General features: G+C 41.8%; 15 protein-coding genes. 9 read left to right on the top strand and 6 right to left on the bottom strand.

Annotation, left to right across the window (positions count from 1 at the left end; all coding sequences use genetic code 11):
* The first annotated feature begins 282 nt into the window (after positions 1–282).
* Both ACVC7R_RS04150 and ACVC7R_RS04145 read left to right on the top strand, forming a co-directional pair.
* Positions 283–1227 carry a magnesium transporter CorA family protein gene (locus ACVC7R_RS04150; RefSeq protein ID WP_447263669.1) on the top strand — a complete coding sequence of 315 codons (945 nt, stop codon included), beginning with the start codon at positions 283–285 and terminating at the stop codon, positions 1225–1227.
* Positions 1228–1239: 12 nt separating this feature from the next.
* On the top strand, positions 1240–1914 hold the full coding sequence (locus ACVC7R_RS04145; protein WP_016466360.1) for a DUF1129 domain-containing protein: 675 nt from the start codon (positions 1240–1242) through the stop codon (positions 1912–1914).
* 50 nt (positions 1915–1964) lie between these two features.
* On the opposite strand, the gene ACVC7R_RS04140 is transcribed toward ACVC7R_RS04145, so the two are convergent.
* From ACVC7R_RS04140 to mutL, 4 genes are all read right to left on the bottom strand, one after another.
* The gene (locus ACVC7R_RS04140; RefSeq protein WP_447263668.1) at positions 1965–2633 is read right to left on the bottom strand and encodes a CPBP family intramembrane glutamic endopeptidase; all 669 of its coding nucleotides are present in this window, start codon (positions 2631–2633) and stop codon (positions 1965–1967) included.
* On the bottom strand, positions 2630–3193 hold the full coding sequence (locus ACVC7R_RS04135; protein WP_447263667.1) for a DNA-3-methyladenine glycosylase I: 564 nt from the start codon (positions 3191–3193) through the stop codon (positions 2630–2632). Before ACVC7R_RS04135 ends, ACVC7R_RS04140 begins: the two co-directional genes overlap by 4 nt.
* A gap of 9 nt (positions 3194–3202) precedes the next feature.
* A complete protein-coding gene (gene ruvA, locus ACVC7R_RS04130) occupies positions 3203–3796 on the bottom strand; it encodes a Holliday junction branch migration protein RuvA (protein ID WP_006149208.1) in 594 nt (197 codons plus the stop codon).
* A 119-nt stretch (positions 3797–3915) separates the two neighbouring features.
* A complete protein-coding gene (gene mutL / locus ACVC7R_RS04125; protein ID WP_447263666.1) occupies positions 3916–5865 on the bottom strand; it encodes a DNA mismatch repair endonuclease MutL in 1950 nt (649 codons plus the stop codon).
* A 183-nt stretch (positions 5866–6048) separates the two neighbouring features.
* On the opposite strand from mutL, the gene tyrS reads away from it, so the two are divergent.
* Entirely contained in the window at positions 6049–7305 is a 1257-nt protein-coding gene (gene tyrS / locus ACVC7R_RS04120) for a tyrosine--tRNA ligase (RefSeq protein ID WP_447263665.1), read from the top strand.
* A 53-nt stretch (positions 7306–7358) separates the two neighbouring features.
* A complete protein-coding gene (locus ACVC7R_RS04115) occupies positions 7359–8207 on the top strand; it encodes a putative RNA methyltransferase (protein WP_447263664.1) in 849 nt (282 codons plus the stop codon).
* A 44-nt stretch (positions 8208–8251) separates the two neighbouring features.
* Here the strand turns inward: ACVC7R_RS04115 and glgP are convergent, their stop codons facing one another.
* Together glgP and malQ are read right to left on the bottom strand one after the other, a co-directional pair.
* A complete protein-coding gene (glgP, locus tag ACVC7R_RS04110) occupies positions 8252–10510 on the bottom strand; it encodes a glycogen/starch/alpha-glucan family phosphorylase (protein ID WP_447263663.1) in 2259 nt (752 codons plus the stop codon).
* A 21-nt stretch (positions 10511–10531) separates the two neighbouring features.
* Positions 10532–12049 carry a 4-alpha-glucanotransferase gene (gene malQ, locus ACVC7R_RS04105; protein ID WP_447263662.1) on the bottom strand — a complete coding sequence of 506 codons (1518 nt, stop codon included), beginning with the start codon at positions 12047–12049 and terminating at the stop codon, positions 10532–10534.
* A gap of 419 nt (positions 12050–12468) precedes the next feature.
* Between malQ and ACVC7R_RS04100 the strand changes: the two genes are divergently transcribed.
* The 5 genes from ACVC7R_RS04100 (at position 12469) to ACVC7R_RS04080 (ending at position 17999) form a co-directional block, all read left to right on the top strand.
* Positions 12469–13740, top strand: coding sequence for an extracellular solute-binding protein (locus ACVC7R_RS04100; RefSeq protein WP_447263661.1), 1272 nt, complete (start codon positions 12469–12471; stop codon positions 13738–13740).
* Between the two features lie 123 nt (positions 13741–13863).
* Positions 13864–15153 (top strand): carbohydrate ABC transporter permease, encoded by a 1290-nt coding sequence (locus ACVC7R_RS04095; protein ID WP_414288068.1) that lies wholly within the window; start codon positions 13864–13866, stop codon positions 15151–15153.
* Position 15154: 1 nt separating this feature from the next.
* Positions 15155–15997, top strand: a complete 843-nt coding sequence (locus ACVC7R_RS04090) for a sugar ABC transporter permease (RefSeq protein ID WP_006149616.1) — start codon at positions 15155–15157, stop codon at positions 15995–15997.
* A gap of 205 nt (positions 15998–16202) precedes the next feature.
* Positions 16203–17003, top strand: coding sequence for a DUF1189 domain-containing protein (locus ACVC7R_RS04085; RefSeq protein WP_447263660.1), 801 nt, complete (start codon positions 16203–16205; stop codon positions 17001–17003).
* 9 nt (positions 17004–17012) lie between these two features.
* Positions 17013–17999, top strand: coding sequence for a LacI family DNA-binding transcriptional regulator (locus ACVC7R_RS04080; RefSeq protein ID WP_447263659.1), 987 nt, complete (start codon positions 17013–17015; stop codon positions 17997–17999).
* Positions 18000–18130 lie beyond the last annotated feature (131 nt).

Below are 18130 nucleotides of genomic sequence, written 5' to 3'. Positions count from 1 at the left end.
CTAGTCCATTGTTGCTTTCCATTATACCAAAAAAAGTGAAATTCTATTACCAAAAAAGCCGAATTTATAGTATAATAGTACGGTGCTAAAAATCACTTTATACTCAATGAAAATCAAAGAGCAAACTAGGAAACTAGCTGCAGGTTGCTCAAAACACCGTTTTGAGGTTGTGGATAGAACTGACGAAGTCAGTAACACATATACGGCAAGGCGACGTTGACGTGGTTTGAAGAGATTTTCGAAGAGTATTAACACAGAATAGATTAGGAAAGGATAGGAGATATGAAACAAGTCTTTCTCTCAACGACAACTGAATTTAAAGAGATCGATACCCTCCAGCCGGGCACTTGGATCAATCTCGTCAATCCTACCCAAAGCGAATCGATGGAAATCGCCTCTGCCTTTGATATTGATATCGCAGACCTCCGTGCACCACTCGATGCGGAAGAAATGTCCCGTATCACAATTGAAGATGAATACACCTTGATCATCGTGGACGTCCCAATCACAGAGGAAAGAAACAACCAGATCTATTACGTGACTATCCCCTTGGGGATTATCATCACAGAAGAGGCTATCATTACTACTTGCTTGGAGCCCCTACCACTTCTTGATGTCTTTATCAATCGTAGACTTCGGAATTTCTATACCTTTATGCGTTCGCGCTTTATCTTTCAAATCCTCTACCGCAACGCTGAAATTTATCTGACAGCCCTTCGTTCAATCGAACGTAAGAGTGAGCAGATTGAGAGTCAACTTCACAAATCTACTCGAAACGAAGAATTGATTGAACTCATGGAGTTGGAAAAGACCATCGTCTACTTCAAAGCCTCTCTCAAGACAAACGAGCGCGTGATTAAAAAATTGACCAGCGCAACTAGCAATATCAAGAAATACCTTGAAGATGAAGACTTACTCGAAGATACCTTGATTGAAACGCAACAGGCCATCGAGATGGCGGACATCTATGGAAACGTCCTTCACTCTATGACAGAGACCTTTGCTTCTATCATTTCAAATAACCAGAACAATATCATGAAAACCTTGGCACTTGTGACTATCGTTATGTCCATCCCGACCATGATTTTCTCGGCCTACGGAATGAACTTTAAGGATAATGAAATTCCTTTAAACGGAGAACCGCATGCTTTCTGGCTCATCGTCTTTATCGCCTTTGCTATGAGTGTTTCTCTCACTCTTTACCTCATCCATAAAAAATGGTTCTAAACAGGAGTTATTATGTCACAGATTGATTTAAAAGAATTAACCAAGAAAAACCAAGAATTTATCCATATTGCAACCCAACAATTTCTCAAGGACGGAAAAACCGACGCTGAAATCAAGGCCATCCTTGAAGAAGTGATTCCTCATATCCTTGAAGAACAACCAAAAGGTGTGACTGCTCGCTCTATTTACGGAGCACCAACTCACTGGGCTCACAGCTTTAGCGAAAAAGAGCAATACGAAAAAGAACATCCAAAAGAAAATGACGATCCAAAATTGATGATGTTGGATTCAGCCCTTTTCATCACAGGACTGTTTGCAGTAGTTAGTGCCTTGATGAGCTTCTTCTCAAACCAACCCGTAGCTTACGGATTGGTAACACTTATCAGTGTAGGGGCCTTTGGTGGAGTTGCCTTCTACCTTCTCTACCACTTTATCTACCGTTACTACGGACCAGATACTGACCGTAGCCAACGTCCTCCATTCTGGAAATCACTTTTGGTCATGTTGGCAACTATGTTTGCCTGGGTTCTCATTCTCTTCTTGAGTAACTTCCTTCCACAAGCCATCAATATCAGCCTCCCTCCACTTGTTTTATTGGTGATTGGAGGAGCTCTCCTTGCCCTACGTTTCTACCTCAAGAAACGTTTCAACATTAAGAGCGCAAGTGCAGGACCAGCTAGATATTAAGATAAAGTCAAAAGCAACCACATCGAGCGGTTGCTTTTTTATGTATAAGATTAAGACAGAGCTAAAATAATAAAGGAGAGGCTGTTCCCTAACATGTGAACAAATAGGGGATAGTAAATATTCTCCTTTTCTTTCACATAAATAATTGAAAAGGCAAGGCCACCACCTAGATAACCGACTGCACCGACCCACTCTGATAAAGACAAACTGTGCATATGGGTTAGGGCAAAGGCAAGTCCGACTATAAAGATACTCAACCAGCTTGATAGGTACTTTCTCAGATACTTCAATAAAATCTGTCGGAAGAAGACTTCTTCTACCACAGGACCTATGACACAAGCAAAAACTGCTATCAGTAGGGGTTGTTCTTTAAAAGCACTTTGTATACTAGCCTCATTTTGCCCTTGACCACTCAAACCCAAAACTTGTTTCAATATTTCCGAAAGGAGAGCAAAAAGGATGGTTATTAGAAAGAGAAGGAGCCAGCCTTTTAAAACTCCCAAGAAGAACTTTCTTTTGGAATTTCTGACTTTCTTCCAGCATTGCAGGAATTCCGATTTAAATAAGAAGCAACCATACACAAACATGATGGTATAGACTAAATAAGTCCCTGCAGAAGAAGGCAATGGAAAATCAAATACTCGTATACCATCAAACACAAAAAGAATTGTATAGAGGAGCCCAAAAATCAGAACTCCCTTATATTTGGTAGACATCATTTAAGACCCTTCCATTCACAATCATTCTCGTGGTCATTGACGAGACCTGCTGCTTGTAGAAAGGATAGGACCGCAACGGGACCTGTAAACTTAAAACCACGTTTTTTGAGTTCCTTGGAAATACGTTCAGACAAGACTGTTTTGGCAGGCGCCTGGCTGTAGTCAGGGACATCATTGACCATGGTTTTCCCCTCCACAAAAGACCAGAGATAGGCATCAAAAGAGCCGAACTCTGCCTGGACTTGTAGAAAGGCCTGGGCGTTGGCTCGTGTGGCAAAAATCTTAGCACGATTGCGAATGATAGCTGAATTGTCCATTAAAGCTTCCAATTCAGAGTCAGTCATCTCTGCGACCGCTTGAATTTGGTAACCATGAAAAGCTTGACGAAAAGCTTGACGTTTATTGAGCACTGTTTCCCAAGACAGACCAGCCTGATAGGTTTCCATGCAAAGCAACTCAAAAAGAGCTTGGTCATCATGGAGAGGTTGCCCCCATTCCTCATCGTGGTAAGCTACATATAGTGGGTTATTCATTTTAACCCAACCACAGCGTTTTAGCATAGACATCTCCTATTTCACCAACATCTTAAGGGCAGATTTGATGTAGTTCTCAGCAGTATCTGAAGTTCCTTCAAAGAATTTCTTAATTTTCTTGAGCTCTGTTGCCTTGTAACCCAGTGCCAACATGGCTTCCATAGCTTCTTCCAATTCTTGGTTGTCACTGCTAGATGGAGCTGCAGTTTTAGCAGGGAGATCATCTCCTGCCACAACCACTTTCCCTTCTAAGTCCAGCACCATCTGCTGGGCTGTTTTCTTCCCGATTTTAGGGAATTTAGTCAAGTAGGTGATATTCTTGGTCTCGATAGCTTGAACAAGCCCTGCATTGTCATCCGCCGCGATAATAGCAAGAGCTGAAACAGGCCCAATGCCTGATACCGAAATCAAGCTAAGAAAGAGCTTTTTCTCGTCCTCTGATCGAAAGCCATAGAGCAGATGAGCATCTTCACGAACGACTTGATGCACATAGATTTGCGCTTCTTGATTGACTTGTCCTGAGTAAGCATAAGGATTGGCTACGTGCAGAATGTAGCCGATACCGTTAGCTTCCAGAACAATGTATTTAGCAGTAATTTTGGTAATGATACCTTTTAGATATTCGTACATAATTTTCCCTTCAATATATACTCAATGAAAATCAAATCTAAACTAGGAAGCTAACCGTAGGCATAACTTGAGTTAGGTAAGGTAAGGCTGTCGCAGTTTAGAGAAATTTTCGAAGAGTATTAGTATTTTCCTAGCTCTCGTAGGCTTGTGTGATTTTCCTGAATGCGACGGAACATCTTTTCCATGTCCGACTTGGTAAAATGCACCAAAACAGGACGTCCGTGTGGACAGTTATAGGGGTTGTCACATTGAGAGAGTTGGTATAGAAGTTGCCTAGCCGAGTGGTCATCAATACGATGGTTGGCCTTGATGGACCGCTTGCAGGACATCATAATGGCGAGCTCTGCTCGGTATTTCTTGATCGAAACTTCCTTGGTCAATAGGAGCATGTCGCACATCTCATAGATTCCAGACTCGATTTCCTCCTCTGCCATCCAAATGGGATGTTCGCGCAAGATAAATTGATTCTCCCCGTACTCTGCTAGAAAGACGCCTACTTCCTCTAAAAGAGGCATTCTTTCCTTGAGACGAAGGGCATCATCCGCAGGAAATTCAAAGATATAAGGCACTAGGAGTTGCTGCTGGCTCTGGTCAACATTGCCAATGCTCTCACGGTACTCCTCATACTTAACCCGTTCCTGAGCCGCGTGCTGATCTATGATGTAAAGTCCATCTCGACCTTGGGCAAAGAGATAGGTCCCGTGCATTTGTCCGAAAAATTCCAACTCTGGGAAGCTGGATGATTCTTCTCGCTCTAGCTTGTCATAAGCCTTATCCAAACTAGCTAAGTCTAACTCAGGATGATCCAGTTGGTCATAGCTAGCTGGCTTTCTCTCTGCAAAATGCAGTTTAGCTGGCTTGGTCATCTGGTCCAAGGTTTCCTTAGCAAACAGATTCAAATCCTGTTTCTCTTCAGTCAGGTTCACCTGATGGTCTGCCACCTCAGCTTGTGTCGGTCTGGTCGGTTCATTTTTTTCATAATAGAGCGTATTTTCTCTCAGTGGCAAAGTCGTTTGCTCTACCTTTTCACGACTGCGAACAGTAGATTTGGCCAGATTTTCCAAGGCATCTGGAATCAAGGTCTGTTCCTTGAGACTCTTTGCAATAGCTTCTGAAACCAGCGCCATCAGTTCTCTTTCCTTGGAAATTCGCACCTCTTGCTTGGTTGGATGCACATTGACATCTGCTAGATAAGGATCGATATGGATGTGAATGACAGCCAGCGGAAAACGCCCCACCATGAGCTTGCTGCCGTAACCATCTAAAATAGCACGATTGAGGAGGAAGTTTTTAATGTAACGACCATTGATAAAAAGACTGATGTAGTTGCGATTAGCCCGTGTCAATTCAGGCAAGGAAACATAGCCTGAAATTTCAAAGTCAAGGTCAGAGTTCTCAATTTCAACCATCTTTTTGGCACTGGCTAAGCCATAAATTCCAGCAATGGCCTGGCGCAGTTGCCCAGTCCCTGCTGTTCGTGTCATTTCCTTGCCATCACTTATCAAAGTAAAGGAAATCTCAGGATGAGCTAGCCCAAGACGATTGACAATATCAATGATATGAGACAACTCTGCTTGCTGGCTCTTCATATACTTGAGGCGGGCAGGTGTGTTGAAAAAGAGATCCTCCACACAAACCTTGGTCCCAACAGGACTGGTCGCTGGGGAGATTTCTTCAACTTGACCCCCACGAGCCACTAACTTGGTCCCATGACTGGCACCTTCCACCGCAGTCAAAAGAGTCAGAACACTGACAGATGCGATAGAAGGCAGAGCCTCGCCACGAAAACCAAGTGTCCGAATCCGAAATAGATCCGCTTGATTTTTGATCTTGCTAGTCGCATGACGACGGAGGGCTAATTCTACCTCGTCGTGGGCGATCCCATATCCATTATCTGTGATTTGGATTTTCTTAAGCCCAGCTTCTTCAATCTCAACGATAATCTGGCTTGAGCCAGCATCGATAGCATTTTCAACCAACTCTTTCACAACACTAGCAGGGCGTTCGATAACCTCTCCTGCCGCGATTTGATTGGCTAAAACTTCTGGCAATTCAATAATATGAGACATTTTTCAGCCCCTTTCTTAACTGTTTTTATCTATTTCTCTGAAAATAAGCTAGTGCTATTATACCATATTTCACTCGTTTCCAAAAAAGTCCAAGCAGCAACTTTCTTCCCGATTTTACTAGGTTATTTCCACAGTTTGTGGTACAATAGGTAGAAACAATATTTTATAAAGGAGAAAAGACACATGCACATTTTTGATGAGCTAAAAGAGCGTGGTTTGATTTTTCAAACGACTGACGAAGAAGCTTTGCGCAAAGCCCTAGAAGAAGGTCAAGTTTCTTATTATACTGGCTACGATCCAACTGCTGACAGCCTTCACCTAGGTCACCTCGTCGCTATCTTGACAAGTCGTCGTTTGCAGTTAGCAGGTCACAAACCATATGCGCTCGTTGGCGGTGCTACAGGTCTCATCGGAGATCCGTCCTTCAAAGATGCTGAGCGTAGTCTCCAAACAAAAGACACAGTAAATGGCTGGGTCAAGTCTATCCAAGGACAACTTTCTCGCTTTCTTGATTTTGAAAATGGGGAAAATAAAGCTGTCATGGTCAACAACTACGACTGGTTTGGCAGCATCAGCTTCATTGACTTCCTCCGTGATATCGGAAAATACTTCACTGTCAACTACATGATGAGCAAGGAATCTGTGAAGAAACGAATCGAAACAGGGATTTCTTACACTGAGTTTGCCTACCAAATCATGCAAGGTTACGACTTCTTTGTCCTAAACCAAGAGCACAATGTAACCCTCCAAATCGGTGGTTCTGACCAATGGGGAAACATGACAGCTGGTACCGAATTGCTTCGTCGTAAGGCTGATAAGACTGGTCACGTCATCACTGTCCCACTCATTACAGATGCAACTGGTAAGAAATTTGGTAAATCTGAAGGGAATGCTGTTTGGCTCAACCCTGAAAAGACTTCTCCATACGAAATGTACCAATTCTGGATGAACGTTATGGACGCTGACGCTGTTCGTTTCTTGAAAATCTTTACTTTCTTGTCACTGGATGAGATTGAAGACATCCGTAAACAATTCGAAGCAGCACCACACGAACGCTTGGCTCAAAAAGTCCTAGCTCGTGAAGTTGTCACACTTGTCCATGGAGAAGAAGCCTACAAAGAAGCCCTTAACATCACTGAGCAACTCTTTGCAGGAAACATCAAAAACCTTTCTGTCAAAGAACTCAAACAAGGACTTCGTGGCGTGCCAAACTACCAAGTACAAGCAGACGAAAACCACAACATCGTAGAACTGCTCGTATCATCTGGCGTGGTTAACTCAAAACGCCAAGCCCGTGAAGACGTACAAAACGGTGCTATCTACGTCAACGGTGACCGTATCCAAGACCTTGACTATGTCTTGAGTGACGCAGATAAATTAGAGAATGAACTCACTGTTATCCGCCGTGGTAAGAAGAAATACTTCGTCCTTACATATTAAAAAACAGACTGGAGGCATTTGCTATCCAGTCCTTTTTTTGCTAGACTAAAACTATGAATACAAACCTCAAACCCAAACTCCAGCGCTTTGCTTCTGCCAGTGCCTTTGCCTGCCCTATCTGCCAAGAAAATCTGAGCCTGGTAGAGTCCAGTCTCAAGTGTGAGAACCGCCATTCTTTTGACCTAGCAAAATTCGGCTATGTCAATCTAGCTCCGCAAATCAAACAATCGGCTAACTACGACAAGGAAAACTTTCAAAATCGCCAGCAAATCCTAGAAGCTGGATTTTATCAGGCTATCTTAGAAGACATCTCAGACATACTAGCGACTAAATCATCTGCAAAAACTGTCTTGGACATTGGTTGTGGCGAAGGCTTCTACTCTCGCAAGCTCCAAGAAAGTCACTCTGATAAAACCTTTTACGCCTTTGATATTTCAAAAGATTCGGTCCAAATCGCTGCCAAGAGCGAAGCCAACTGGGCAGTCAACTGGTTTGTCGGCGACCTGGCTCGTCTACCTATAAAAGACGCCAGCATGGATATGCTGCTTGATATCTTCTCGCCTGCCAACTACGGTGAATTTCGTCGTGTTTTATCAAAAGACGGCATCTTAATCAAGGTCGTTCCTACCGAAAATCACCTTAAAGAAATCCGTCAAATGGTACAAGACCAGCTGACAAAGAAGGACTATTCCAACCAAGATATCAAGGAGCATTTCCAGGAACATTTCAGCATCCAAGCTAGTCAAATAACTTCCCTGACCAAGCTCATCACCGCAGAGCAACGCCAAGCTTTACTCAGCATGACCCCTCTACTCTTTCACGTTGATCAAAGCAAGATTGACTGGAGTCAATTAACGAAGATTACCATCGAAGCAGAGATTCTGGTTGGGAAAGCACTGTAATAAAACAAAAACGCATCTACTTAGGATGCGTTTTTTGTTTAATCTTAGTTCAAGTGCCAGATATCTTCGTTGTACTGAGCGATTGTACGGTCAGATGAGAAGAATCCTGCTTTAGCAATGTTAACAATCACTTTATCCAACCATGCATCACGGTCTTCGTAATCTGCAAGCATTTGCTCTTTCACTTTGATGTAGTCTTCCAAGTCAAGAAGAGTCATGAACCAGTCTTTGTTAATCAATTCATTGTAAAGACGTTCCAAGCGTTCTTTCTTACCAACTGCAAGAACAGCGTCGCTCACGATAAAGTCAACCAATGGTTTGATCGCTTTACGAGCGTAGAATTCGCTTGATTTGTAAGCTGATTTTGCGTAAAGGTCGATAACAGTTTCTGAATCTTCACCAAAGATGTAGATGTTTTCGTCTCCAACCAACTCAGCGATTTCCACGTTTGCTCCGTCCATAGTACCAAGAGTCAAAGCTCCGTTCAACATGAATTTCATGTTACCAGTACCTGAAGCTTCTTTAGATGCCAATGAGATTTGTTCTGAGATATCACATGCTGGAATCAAGAAGCTTGCTGCAGTCACGTTGTAGTTTTCAACCATTACCACTTGCAAGTGTGGAGCTACTGCTGGGTCGTTTGCAATCACTTCTGACAAGCAAAGGATCAAGTGGATGATGTCTTGAGCAATTGTGTAGGCAGGAGCTGCTTTACCACCAAAGAATACTGTGATTGGACGAGCAGGGATATTACCAGCCTTGATGTCCAAGTATTTGTGAATCACATACAAAGCGTTCATTTGTTGACGTTTATACTCGTGAAGACGTTTGATTTGGATATCAAAGATAGAGTTAGTATTGATTTCCACACCTTGGTGTTCTTTCAAGTGACGAGCCAACTTACGCTTGTTGTGAGCCTTGATGCTTTCCAATTTTTCTTTGACAGCAGCCTTGTCTTCATATGAGAGAAGGTCTTCCAACTTAGAAGCATCGTGGTGCCATTCGCGTCCAAGAATCTCATCCAAGTAGTGAGACAAGCTTGGGTTGGCATGCATGAGCCAACGGCGGAATGTGATACCGTTTGTTTTGTTGTTGAATTTTTCTGGGTAGATGTCGTAGAAGGCTTTCAACTCAGAGTTCTTCAAGATTTCAGTGTGGAGTGCTGCTACCCCGTTAACACTGTATCCGTAGTGGATATCCATGTGAGCCATGTGTACACGGTCGTTTTCGTCAATGATTTGAACAGCTGGGTCTTTGTATTCTGCTTTAACACGGCTATCCAATTCTTTGATGATTGGTACCAAGTGAGGAACCACTTCTTCCAAGAATTCAAGAGGCCATTTTTCAAGGGCTTCAGCAAGGATTGTGTGGTTTGTGTAGGCAGTCATGCTACGAACGATAGAGATTGCTTCGTCAAGTTCGATACCACGTTCAGTCAAAAGACGGATCAATTCAGGGATCACCATTGATGGGTGAGTATCGTTGATTTGTACAACTGCGTAGTCAGCAAGGTCATGCAAGTTGCTTCCTTTTTCGATTGCTTCATCGATGATCAATTGAGCACCGTTTGAAACCATGAAGTATTGTTGGAAGATACGGAGCAATTCACCTTGTTTGTCGCTATCGTCTGGGTAAAGGAAAAGAGTCAAGTTGCGAGCGATATCTGTCTTGTCAAAGTTGATACCATCTTCGATGATAGAAGAGTCAACTGAATCCAAGTCAAATAAACGCAAGCGGTTTTTCGTAGCTGTTTTGTAACCAGGTACATCGATATCGTAAAGAGTAGATGTCAATGTAAAGTGTGCAAATGGCACTTGGTAGCTACGGCTTGAACGAACCAACCAGTTTTGGTCAGTCAACCAAGCGTTAGGAATGGTTTCTTGTTGGTTGTTTTTAAGAACTTGTTGGAAAAGACCGAAGTGGTAGTTCAAACCAACACCGTCACCATTCAAACCAAGTGTAGCGATTGAGTCGATAAAGCAGGCTGCCAAACGTCCCAAACCACCATTACCAAGTGATGGTTCCAATTCTACTTCTTCGATTTCGATCAACTCTTTACCTGCATCAGCAAGTTCTTTCTTAACTTCGTCATAAAGACCTAGGTTAATCAAGTTGTTAGACAAGAGTTTACCAATCAAGAACTCAGCTGAGATATAGTAAACTTTCTTCTTGCCAGTGTTGACTGGTTTTTGGCTACTTGCAAGCTTGCTGTAGTTAAGAAGAGCAAGGTAAAGCTCTTCGTTACTACATTCTGCGATCGATTTATTGTAACGATTTTGTACAAATTCTTTTAATGGTAACATTTTTGTGTCTCCTGAAATTTTCTATTGGTTTGAATCCACCAAATTTTCATTGATTCGGCGATAAATGGTTGTCAAGTCAAGTAAGTTTTCCTCGACAGCTGGTGTCAATTGATCTGCTGTCATTCGCCATGACCAGTTTCCACCAAGGGTAGATGGGAAGTTCATACGAGCTGAACCATCCAACTCTAGCAAGTCTTGCATAGTGGCGATAGCCATAAAGCTTACTGATGAGAAGACTGTACGAAGCATCGCATGCACGACTGTTTCATATTCCTTGCGGTTTGTATAACGTGCCATGTACTCACGAGTTGGATCGTCAATTTCATTGCGATACCAACCAAGAACCGTATTGTTATCATGCGTTCCTGTGTACATGACAGAGTTGTTTGGTGCCAAGTGAGGGCTATCGATACTTTCATCGTCAGGATTGAAGGCAAATTGAAGGACTTTCATCCCTGGGAATCCAGTACGCTCACGAAGTTCGATGACTTCGTCAGTCATAAATCCAAGGTCTTCTGCGATGATGTTCAAGTCACCAAGTTCTTCTTTAACCGCTGCAAAGAGTTTGTAGTCAGGTCCTTTTACCCATTTACCAGGTGCCGCTGTTTCAGAACCAGCAGGGATTTCCCAGTAAGACTCAAATCCACGGAAGTGGTCGATACGAACGATATCGTAGATTTTAAAGCTTTCACGCAAGCGTTCAATCCACCATTTGTAACCATCTTTGTCCATTGCTTCCCAGTCATAGATTGGGTTCCCCCAAAGTTGACCATCCGCAGAGAACTCATCTGGAGGACAACCTGCAATGTGAGTCGCTTTTCCGTTTTCTTCTGTTTTAAAGAGATGTGGATTTGCCCACATATCGCTTGAGTCCTCAGCCACGTAGATAGGCATGTCTCCGACGATTTCAATGTGGTTTTCGTTAGCATATGCTTTCAATTTCAACCATTGTTGGAAGAAAAGGTATTGAGTTACGCGGTGGTATACAAGTTTGTCTGCTAATTGTTCACGGTAACTTTCAAGAGTTGAGGCTTTACGAGCACGTGCATCTGCATCTGGCCACTCTGTCCAAGCGAGGTTATCAAAATGCTCCTTGATAGCCATATACTCAGCAAAAAGTTCAAGCCATGATTGGTTGTCTTGAGCAAATTTTTCAAAATCTTTGACATCTCCAACTTCAAGAAAACGTTTAACAGCTTTCTCTAAAAGCGGACGACGTGCATAGTAGATTTTAGCGTAGTCTACTTCAGTTGGGTTACTACCGAAATCCACACCTTCAAGATCACTTGCTTCCAACAAACCTTGCTCTACCAAGATATCAAGGTCGATAAAATGAGTGTTTCCAGCAAAGGCTGAGAATGATTGGTATGGAGAATCTCCGTAGCTGGTTGTTCCTAAAGGAAGGATTTGCCAGTAACGTTGCTTTGTACGAACCAAGAAGTCAACGAAATCATAGGCGCTTTGACCAAATGATCCGATTCCGTATGCTCCTGGAAGTGATGAGATGTGCATCAACACACCACTTTGACGTTTTTTCATATTAGCACCTCAAGTGTTTTTATTGTTAATTACTTCAATTTATACGCAAACGTTTGCGCTATTTTAAGTATACCCCATTTCTAAAATAAATGCAAGCGTTTGTAAAAAAAAAACTTTTTCTCTACTTTTTATTTCCGAAATCGGAAATTCCCTATATTTTAATTTTCCCCCTCCATTTGTTTCGTCTTCTATTTATGCAATCGTTTTCCTTCAATTATTTTTGAATTGAAATTTACACGATTTCCTATTTCCCTTCTATTATACAAACAATTTTGCGAATTAGCCAGTCATAAGTTTTTTAAATTTTTTTCAAAAAAACGCTTGCAACCGTTTTCTGTTTGTGCTATACTAAGGTCATAAGGGAAAACGTTTGCGTTCCCTAGACTATAAAATTTGTTATTCTTTAGGAGGAATACACTATGTCATCTAAATTCATGAAGAGCGCTGCTGTGCTTGGAACTGCTACTCTTGCTAGCTTACTTTTGGTAGCTTGCGGAAGCAAAACTGCTGATAAAGCTGCTGATACTAGCTCATCTGAAGCAAAAGAAATCACCTTCTACGTTGAAGACCAATATAAAGCTTACGCTGAGAAAGTTGCTGCTGCTTATGAAAAAGAATCAGGAACAAAAGTTAACATCAAATCTGGTGACCAACTTGGCGGACTTGACAAACTTTCACTTGACAACCAATCAGGTCAAGCTGCTGACGTTATGATGGCACCATACGACCGTGTAGGTAGCCTTGGTACTGATGGACAACTTTCAGAAGTTAAACTAAGCGACGGTGCTAAAACAGATGATACTACTAAATCTCTTGTAACAGCTGCTGACGGTAAAGTTTACGGCGCTCCAGCCGTTATCGAGTCACTTGTTATGTACTATAACAAAGACTTGCTCAAAGAAGCTCCAAAAACATTTGCTGACTTAGAAAATCTTGCTAAAGATAGCAAATATGCTTTCGCTGGTGAAGACGGCAAAACTACTGCCTTCCTAGCTGACTGGACAAACTTCTACTACGCATACGGACTCCTTGCTGGTAACGGTGGTTATGTATTCGGTCAAAATGGTAAAGATCCTAAAGATATCGGTCTTGCTAACGATGGTGCTATCGCAGGAATCGAATACGCTAAAACTTGGTACGAAAAATGGCCTAAAGGTATGCAAGATACTGAAGGTGCTGGAAACTTGATCCAAACTCAATTCCAAGAAGGTAAAACAGCTGCTATCATCGATGGTCCTTGGAAAGCTCAAGCATTCAAAGATGCTAAAGTAAACTACGGTGTTGCAACTATCCCAACTCTTCCAAACGGCAAAAACTACGCAGCCTTTGGTGGTGGTAAAGCTTGGATCATCCCATCAAGCACTAAGAACCTTGAAGGCGCTCAAAAATTTGTAGACTTCCTTGTTTCAACTGACCAACAAAAAGCATTCTACGATGCAACGAACGAAATCCCAGCTAACACTGAAGCTCGTGCTTACGCTGAAGGTAAAAAAGATGAGTTGACTACAGCTGTTATCGAGCAGTTCAAGAACGCACAACCAATGCCAAACATCTCTCAAATGTCAACAGTTTGGGACCCAGCTAAAACAATGCTCTTTGACGCTGTAAGCGGTAAGAAAGATGCTAAAACAGCTGCTAATGATGCTGTAACATTGATCAAAGAAACAATCCAACAAAAATTTGGTAACTAATTGATTGATTCAAGGGAGATAATTTAAACATCTCCCTTGATTTTTAGATATATTGACAATGTTTTCAGCAATTTTGCTGATTAGCATCGAGCTCAATGCTCGTATCTTATGAAAGGAGCACTCATGGAACAACAACCAAAAAAAGCAGCCTTGCTTTCATTGATTCCTGGGTTGGGACAAATCTACAACAAACAAAAAGCTAAAGGTTTTATCTTCCTTGCTGTAACAGTGGCTTTTGTCCTCTATTTTATAGTACTTGCAGCACCTGAATTGAGCAACTTAATCACGCTTGGTGAAAAACCTGGCCGTGACAACTCTCTCTTCATGTTGATTCGTGGTGCATTCCACTCTATTTTTGTAATTGTTTATCTAGCCTTTTATATTCTCAATATTAAAGACGCTCACACTATTGCAAAACGTATCAATAATGGCATCCCTGTCCCATCGACACTTAAGGATATGATTAAAGGTATCTATGAAAATGGATTCCCTTACTTGCTTATCATTCCATCTTACGTTGCCATGACATTTGCCATCATCTTCCCGGTTATTGTAACCTTGATGATTGCCTTTACTAACTACGATTTCCAACACTTACCACCAAATAAATTATTGGATTGGGTTGGATTGACTAACTTTACAAATATCTGGAGCTTGAGTACCTTCCGTTCAGCCTTCGGTTCTGTCCTTTCTTGGACTATTATCTGGGCTTTATCTGCATCTACTTTGCAAATCGTACTCGGGATCTTTACAGCTATTATCGCTAACCAACCATTTATCAAGGGTAAACGTATCTTTGGTGTTATCTTCCTTCTACCTTGGGCGGTTCCAGCCTTTATCACTATCTTGACTTTCTCAAATATGTTCAACGATAGTGTTGGTGCTATCAATACCCAAGTTATCCCAATCTTTGCTAAGTTCCTTCCTTTCTTAGATGGAGCACTCATTCCTTGGAAAACAGATCCTACTTGGACTAAGGTTGCCTTGATTATGATGCAAGGTTGGCTTGGATTCCCTTATATCTATGTCCTAACTCTCGGTATCCTACAGTCTATTCCAAATGACTTATATGAAGCAGCTTATATCGACGGTGCAAACGCTTGGCAAAAATTCCGCAACATCACTTTCCCAATGATTTTGGCTGTTGCAGCGCCTACTTTAATCAGCCAATACACCTTCAACTTTAACAACTTCTCTATCATGTACCTCTTCAATGGTGGTGGTCCTGGTAGTGTCGGTGGTGGAGCTGGTTCAACCGATATCTTGATCTCATGGATCTACCGTTTGACAACTGGTACAGCTCCTCAATACTCTATGGCAGCTGCCGTTACCTTGATTATTTCAATCATCGTTATCTCTATTTCTATGATTGCATTCAAGAAACTACACGCATTTGATATGGAGGATGTCTAAGATGAATAACTCAATTAAACTCAAACGTAGACTGACTCAAACCCTTACTTATCTTTACTTAATTGGACTTTCAATCGTTATTATCTATCCTCTTTTAATCACGATTATGTCAGCCTTTAAGGCCGGTAACGTTGTGGCCTTCAAGCTCGACAGCAATGTCAATTTCAGTCTTGATAACTTCAAAGGCCTCTTTACAGAAACCTTGTACGGCACATGGTACCTCAACACTTTGATCATCGCTTTGATCACTATGGTTGTTCAGACAAGTATTATCGTACTTGCTGGTTATGCCTATAGCCGTTACAACTTCTTGGCTCGTAAACAAAGTTTGGTCTTCTTCTTGATTATCCAAATGGTGCCAACAATGGCCGCTCTGACTGCCTTCTTCGTTATGGCCCTCATGTTGAACGCCCTTAACCATAGCTGGTTCCTCATCTTCCTCTACGTCGGTGGTGGTATCCCTATGAATGCTTGGTTGATGAAAGGTTACTTTGACACCGTGCCAATGTCTCTTGATGAGTCTGCAAAACTAGATGGTGCAGGACACTTCCGCCGCTTCTGGCAAATCGTTCTCCCTCTTGTTCGCCCAATGGTTGCTGTACAAGCACTCTGGGCCTTCATGGGACCTTTCGGAGACTATATCCTCTCTAGTTTCTTGCTTCGTGAAAAAGAATACTTTACAGTTGCCGTTGGTCTACAAACCTTCGTCAGCAATGCGAAGAACTTGAAGATCGCCTACTTCTCAGCAGGTGCTATCCTCATCGCTCTTCCAATCTGTACACTTTTCTTCTTCTTGCAAAAGAACTTCGTTTCAGGACTTACAAGCGGTGGCGACAAGGGGTAATATACCCTCGCCACCCTTTTTCATTTTTGAACTTGTACATCGATTGTCTGGTGAGAAAGAAGAGCTGGCTAAGATTACCTTGTTAGTTAGTGAACAAATCATAAGAAACATTCACTTTTACCAAGGTTTCTACTATCCCCACTTGAAATAAAAAACAGTTCTCTATATAATACTCATATAGAAAAATGCCTATAGAAAGAGATTTATGTTACCATATCCATTTTCTTATTTTAATAGTATTTGGGGATTCCGTAAGCCCCTATCTCATCGTTTCGGCCTAAATTGGTTTCAACTGATTTTTACCAGTATTTTCTTGATTAGCTTGTCTATGGTGCCTATTGCTATCCAAAACAGTTCTCAGGAAACCTATCCTCTGGAAACCTTTATCGATGATGTCTACACACCTTTGACAGATAGTGTGGTTCAGGATTTGGCTACCAATGCCCAGATTGTTGATGGTAAACTAAGCTATACGGGGACAACTCCCCATCAAGCCTCTGTACAAATCGGGGCTACTGCTCCTTCAAGTTTCCCTGAAGAATTACTTCTGAGCTTTGAACCCGAGCAACTCGTCATCAGTAAACAAGGAAAAGAGTTGACAAATATCCATTATCAAGCCATTACGACTGATAGCTTCCAAAGTAAGGAAAGCTTGACTCAGGCTATTTCTAAAGACTGGTATCAACAGAATCGCGTCTATATCAGCCTCTTCCTGGTCTTAGGTGCTAGTTTCCTTTTTGGACTTAATTTTTTCATTGTCGCTTTAGGCGCTAGCCTTTTGCTCTACTTTACGAAAAAATCTCGTCTCTTCTCATTTAAGACCTATAAAGAGTGTTATCATTTTATTTTAAACTGTTTAGGATTACCAACTTTACTGACCCTGGTTCTAGGTCTCTTGGGTCAAAATATGGCGACTTTGATTACTGTTCAAAACATTTTATTTGTTCTATACCTGGTCACTATCTTTTACAAGACTCATTATCGTGATCCAGACTACCAAAAGTAGGAGATTATTATGCCTGTTACGATTAAAGACGTGGCCAAGGCTGCAGGAGTTTCACCTTCAACCGTAACCCGTGTTATTCAAAACAAATCAACGATTAGTGACGAAACCAAAAAACGAGTTCGAAAGGCAATGAAAGAACTCAATTATCATCCTAATCTTAATGCTCGAAGTCTCGTTAGCAGTTATACGCAAGTTATTGGCTTGGTGCTTCCAGATGATTCAGACGTTTTCTACCAAAATCCTTTCTTCCCTTCTGTTCTTAGAGGGATTGCACAGGTTGCCTCAGAGAATCACTATGCTATTCAGATTGCGACCGGTAAGGATGAAAAAGAGCGTTTAAACGCCATTTCACAAATGGTCTACGGAAAACGTGTGGACGGGCTTATCTTCTTGTATGCTCAAGAAAATGACCCCTTGGTACAACTAGTTGTCGATGAGCAATTTCCCTTCCTCATTCTTGGAAAATCACTTTCCCCTTTTATTCCGCTTGTTGATAATGATAATATTCAAGCTGGATTTGATGCGACCGAATATTTCATCAAAAAAGGATGTAGTCGAATTGCTTTCATTGGTGGTACCAAGAAGCTCTTCGTTACTCAGGACCGTCTGACAGGTTACGAGCAAGCTCTTCAAGAACACAATCTACCCCTTGATAGCCAACGTACCTTCTTTGCAGACGAGTTTCTAGAAGAAAAGGGCTATAACTTTAGTAAGCAACTCTTTAAACACGACCCTCAGACCGATGCTATTATCACAACGGATAGTCTCTTAGCCGAAGGTGTCTGTAACTACCTCAACGAACACCAGCTTGATGTTCCAGTCCTCAGCTTTGACTCAGTAAATCCAAAGCTGAATCTAGCTGCCTATGTTGATATCAATAGTCTTGCTCTTGGGCGAACGTCATTTGAAACCATTCTTCAAATCATCAATGATGTCAAAGAAAATCGTCAAATCTGCTATCGTCAAGTGATCGCACACGAAATCGTTGAAAAATAAAAAACCAACTCTCTATTTTGAGTTGGTTTTTTTGTAATCTATTTTTATAAATGATTATACTCAATGAAAATCAAAGAGCAAACTAGGAAGCTAGCTGCAGGTTGCTCAAAACACCGTTTTGAGGTTGTGGA

The sequence above is a fragment of the Streptococcus sp. Z554 genome (genome assembly GCF_053010305.1).
This window is presented reverse-complemented; position numbering and strand designations above follow the sequence as displayed.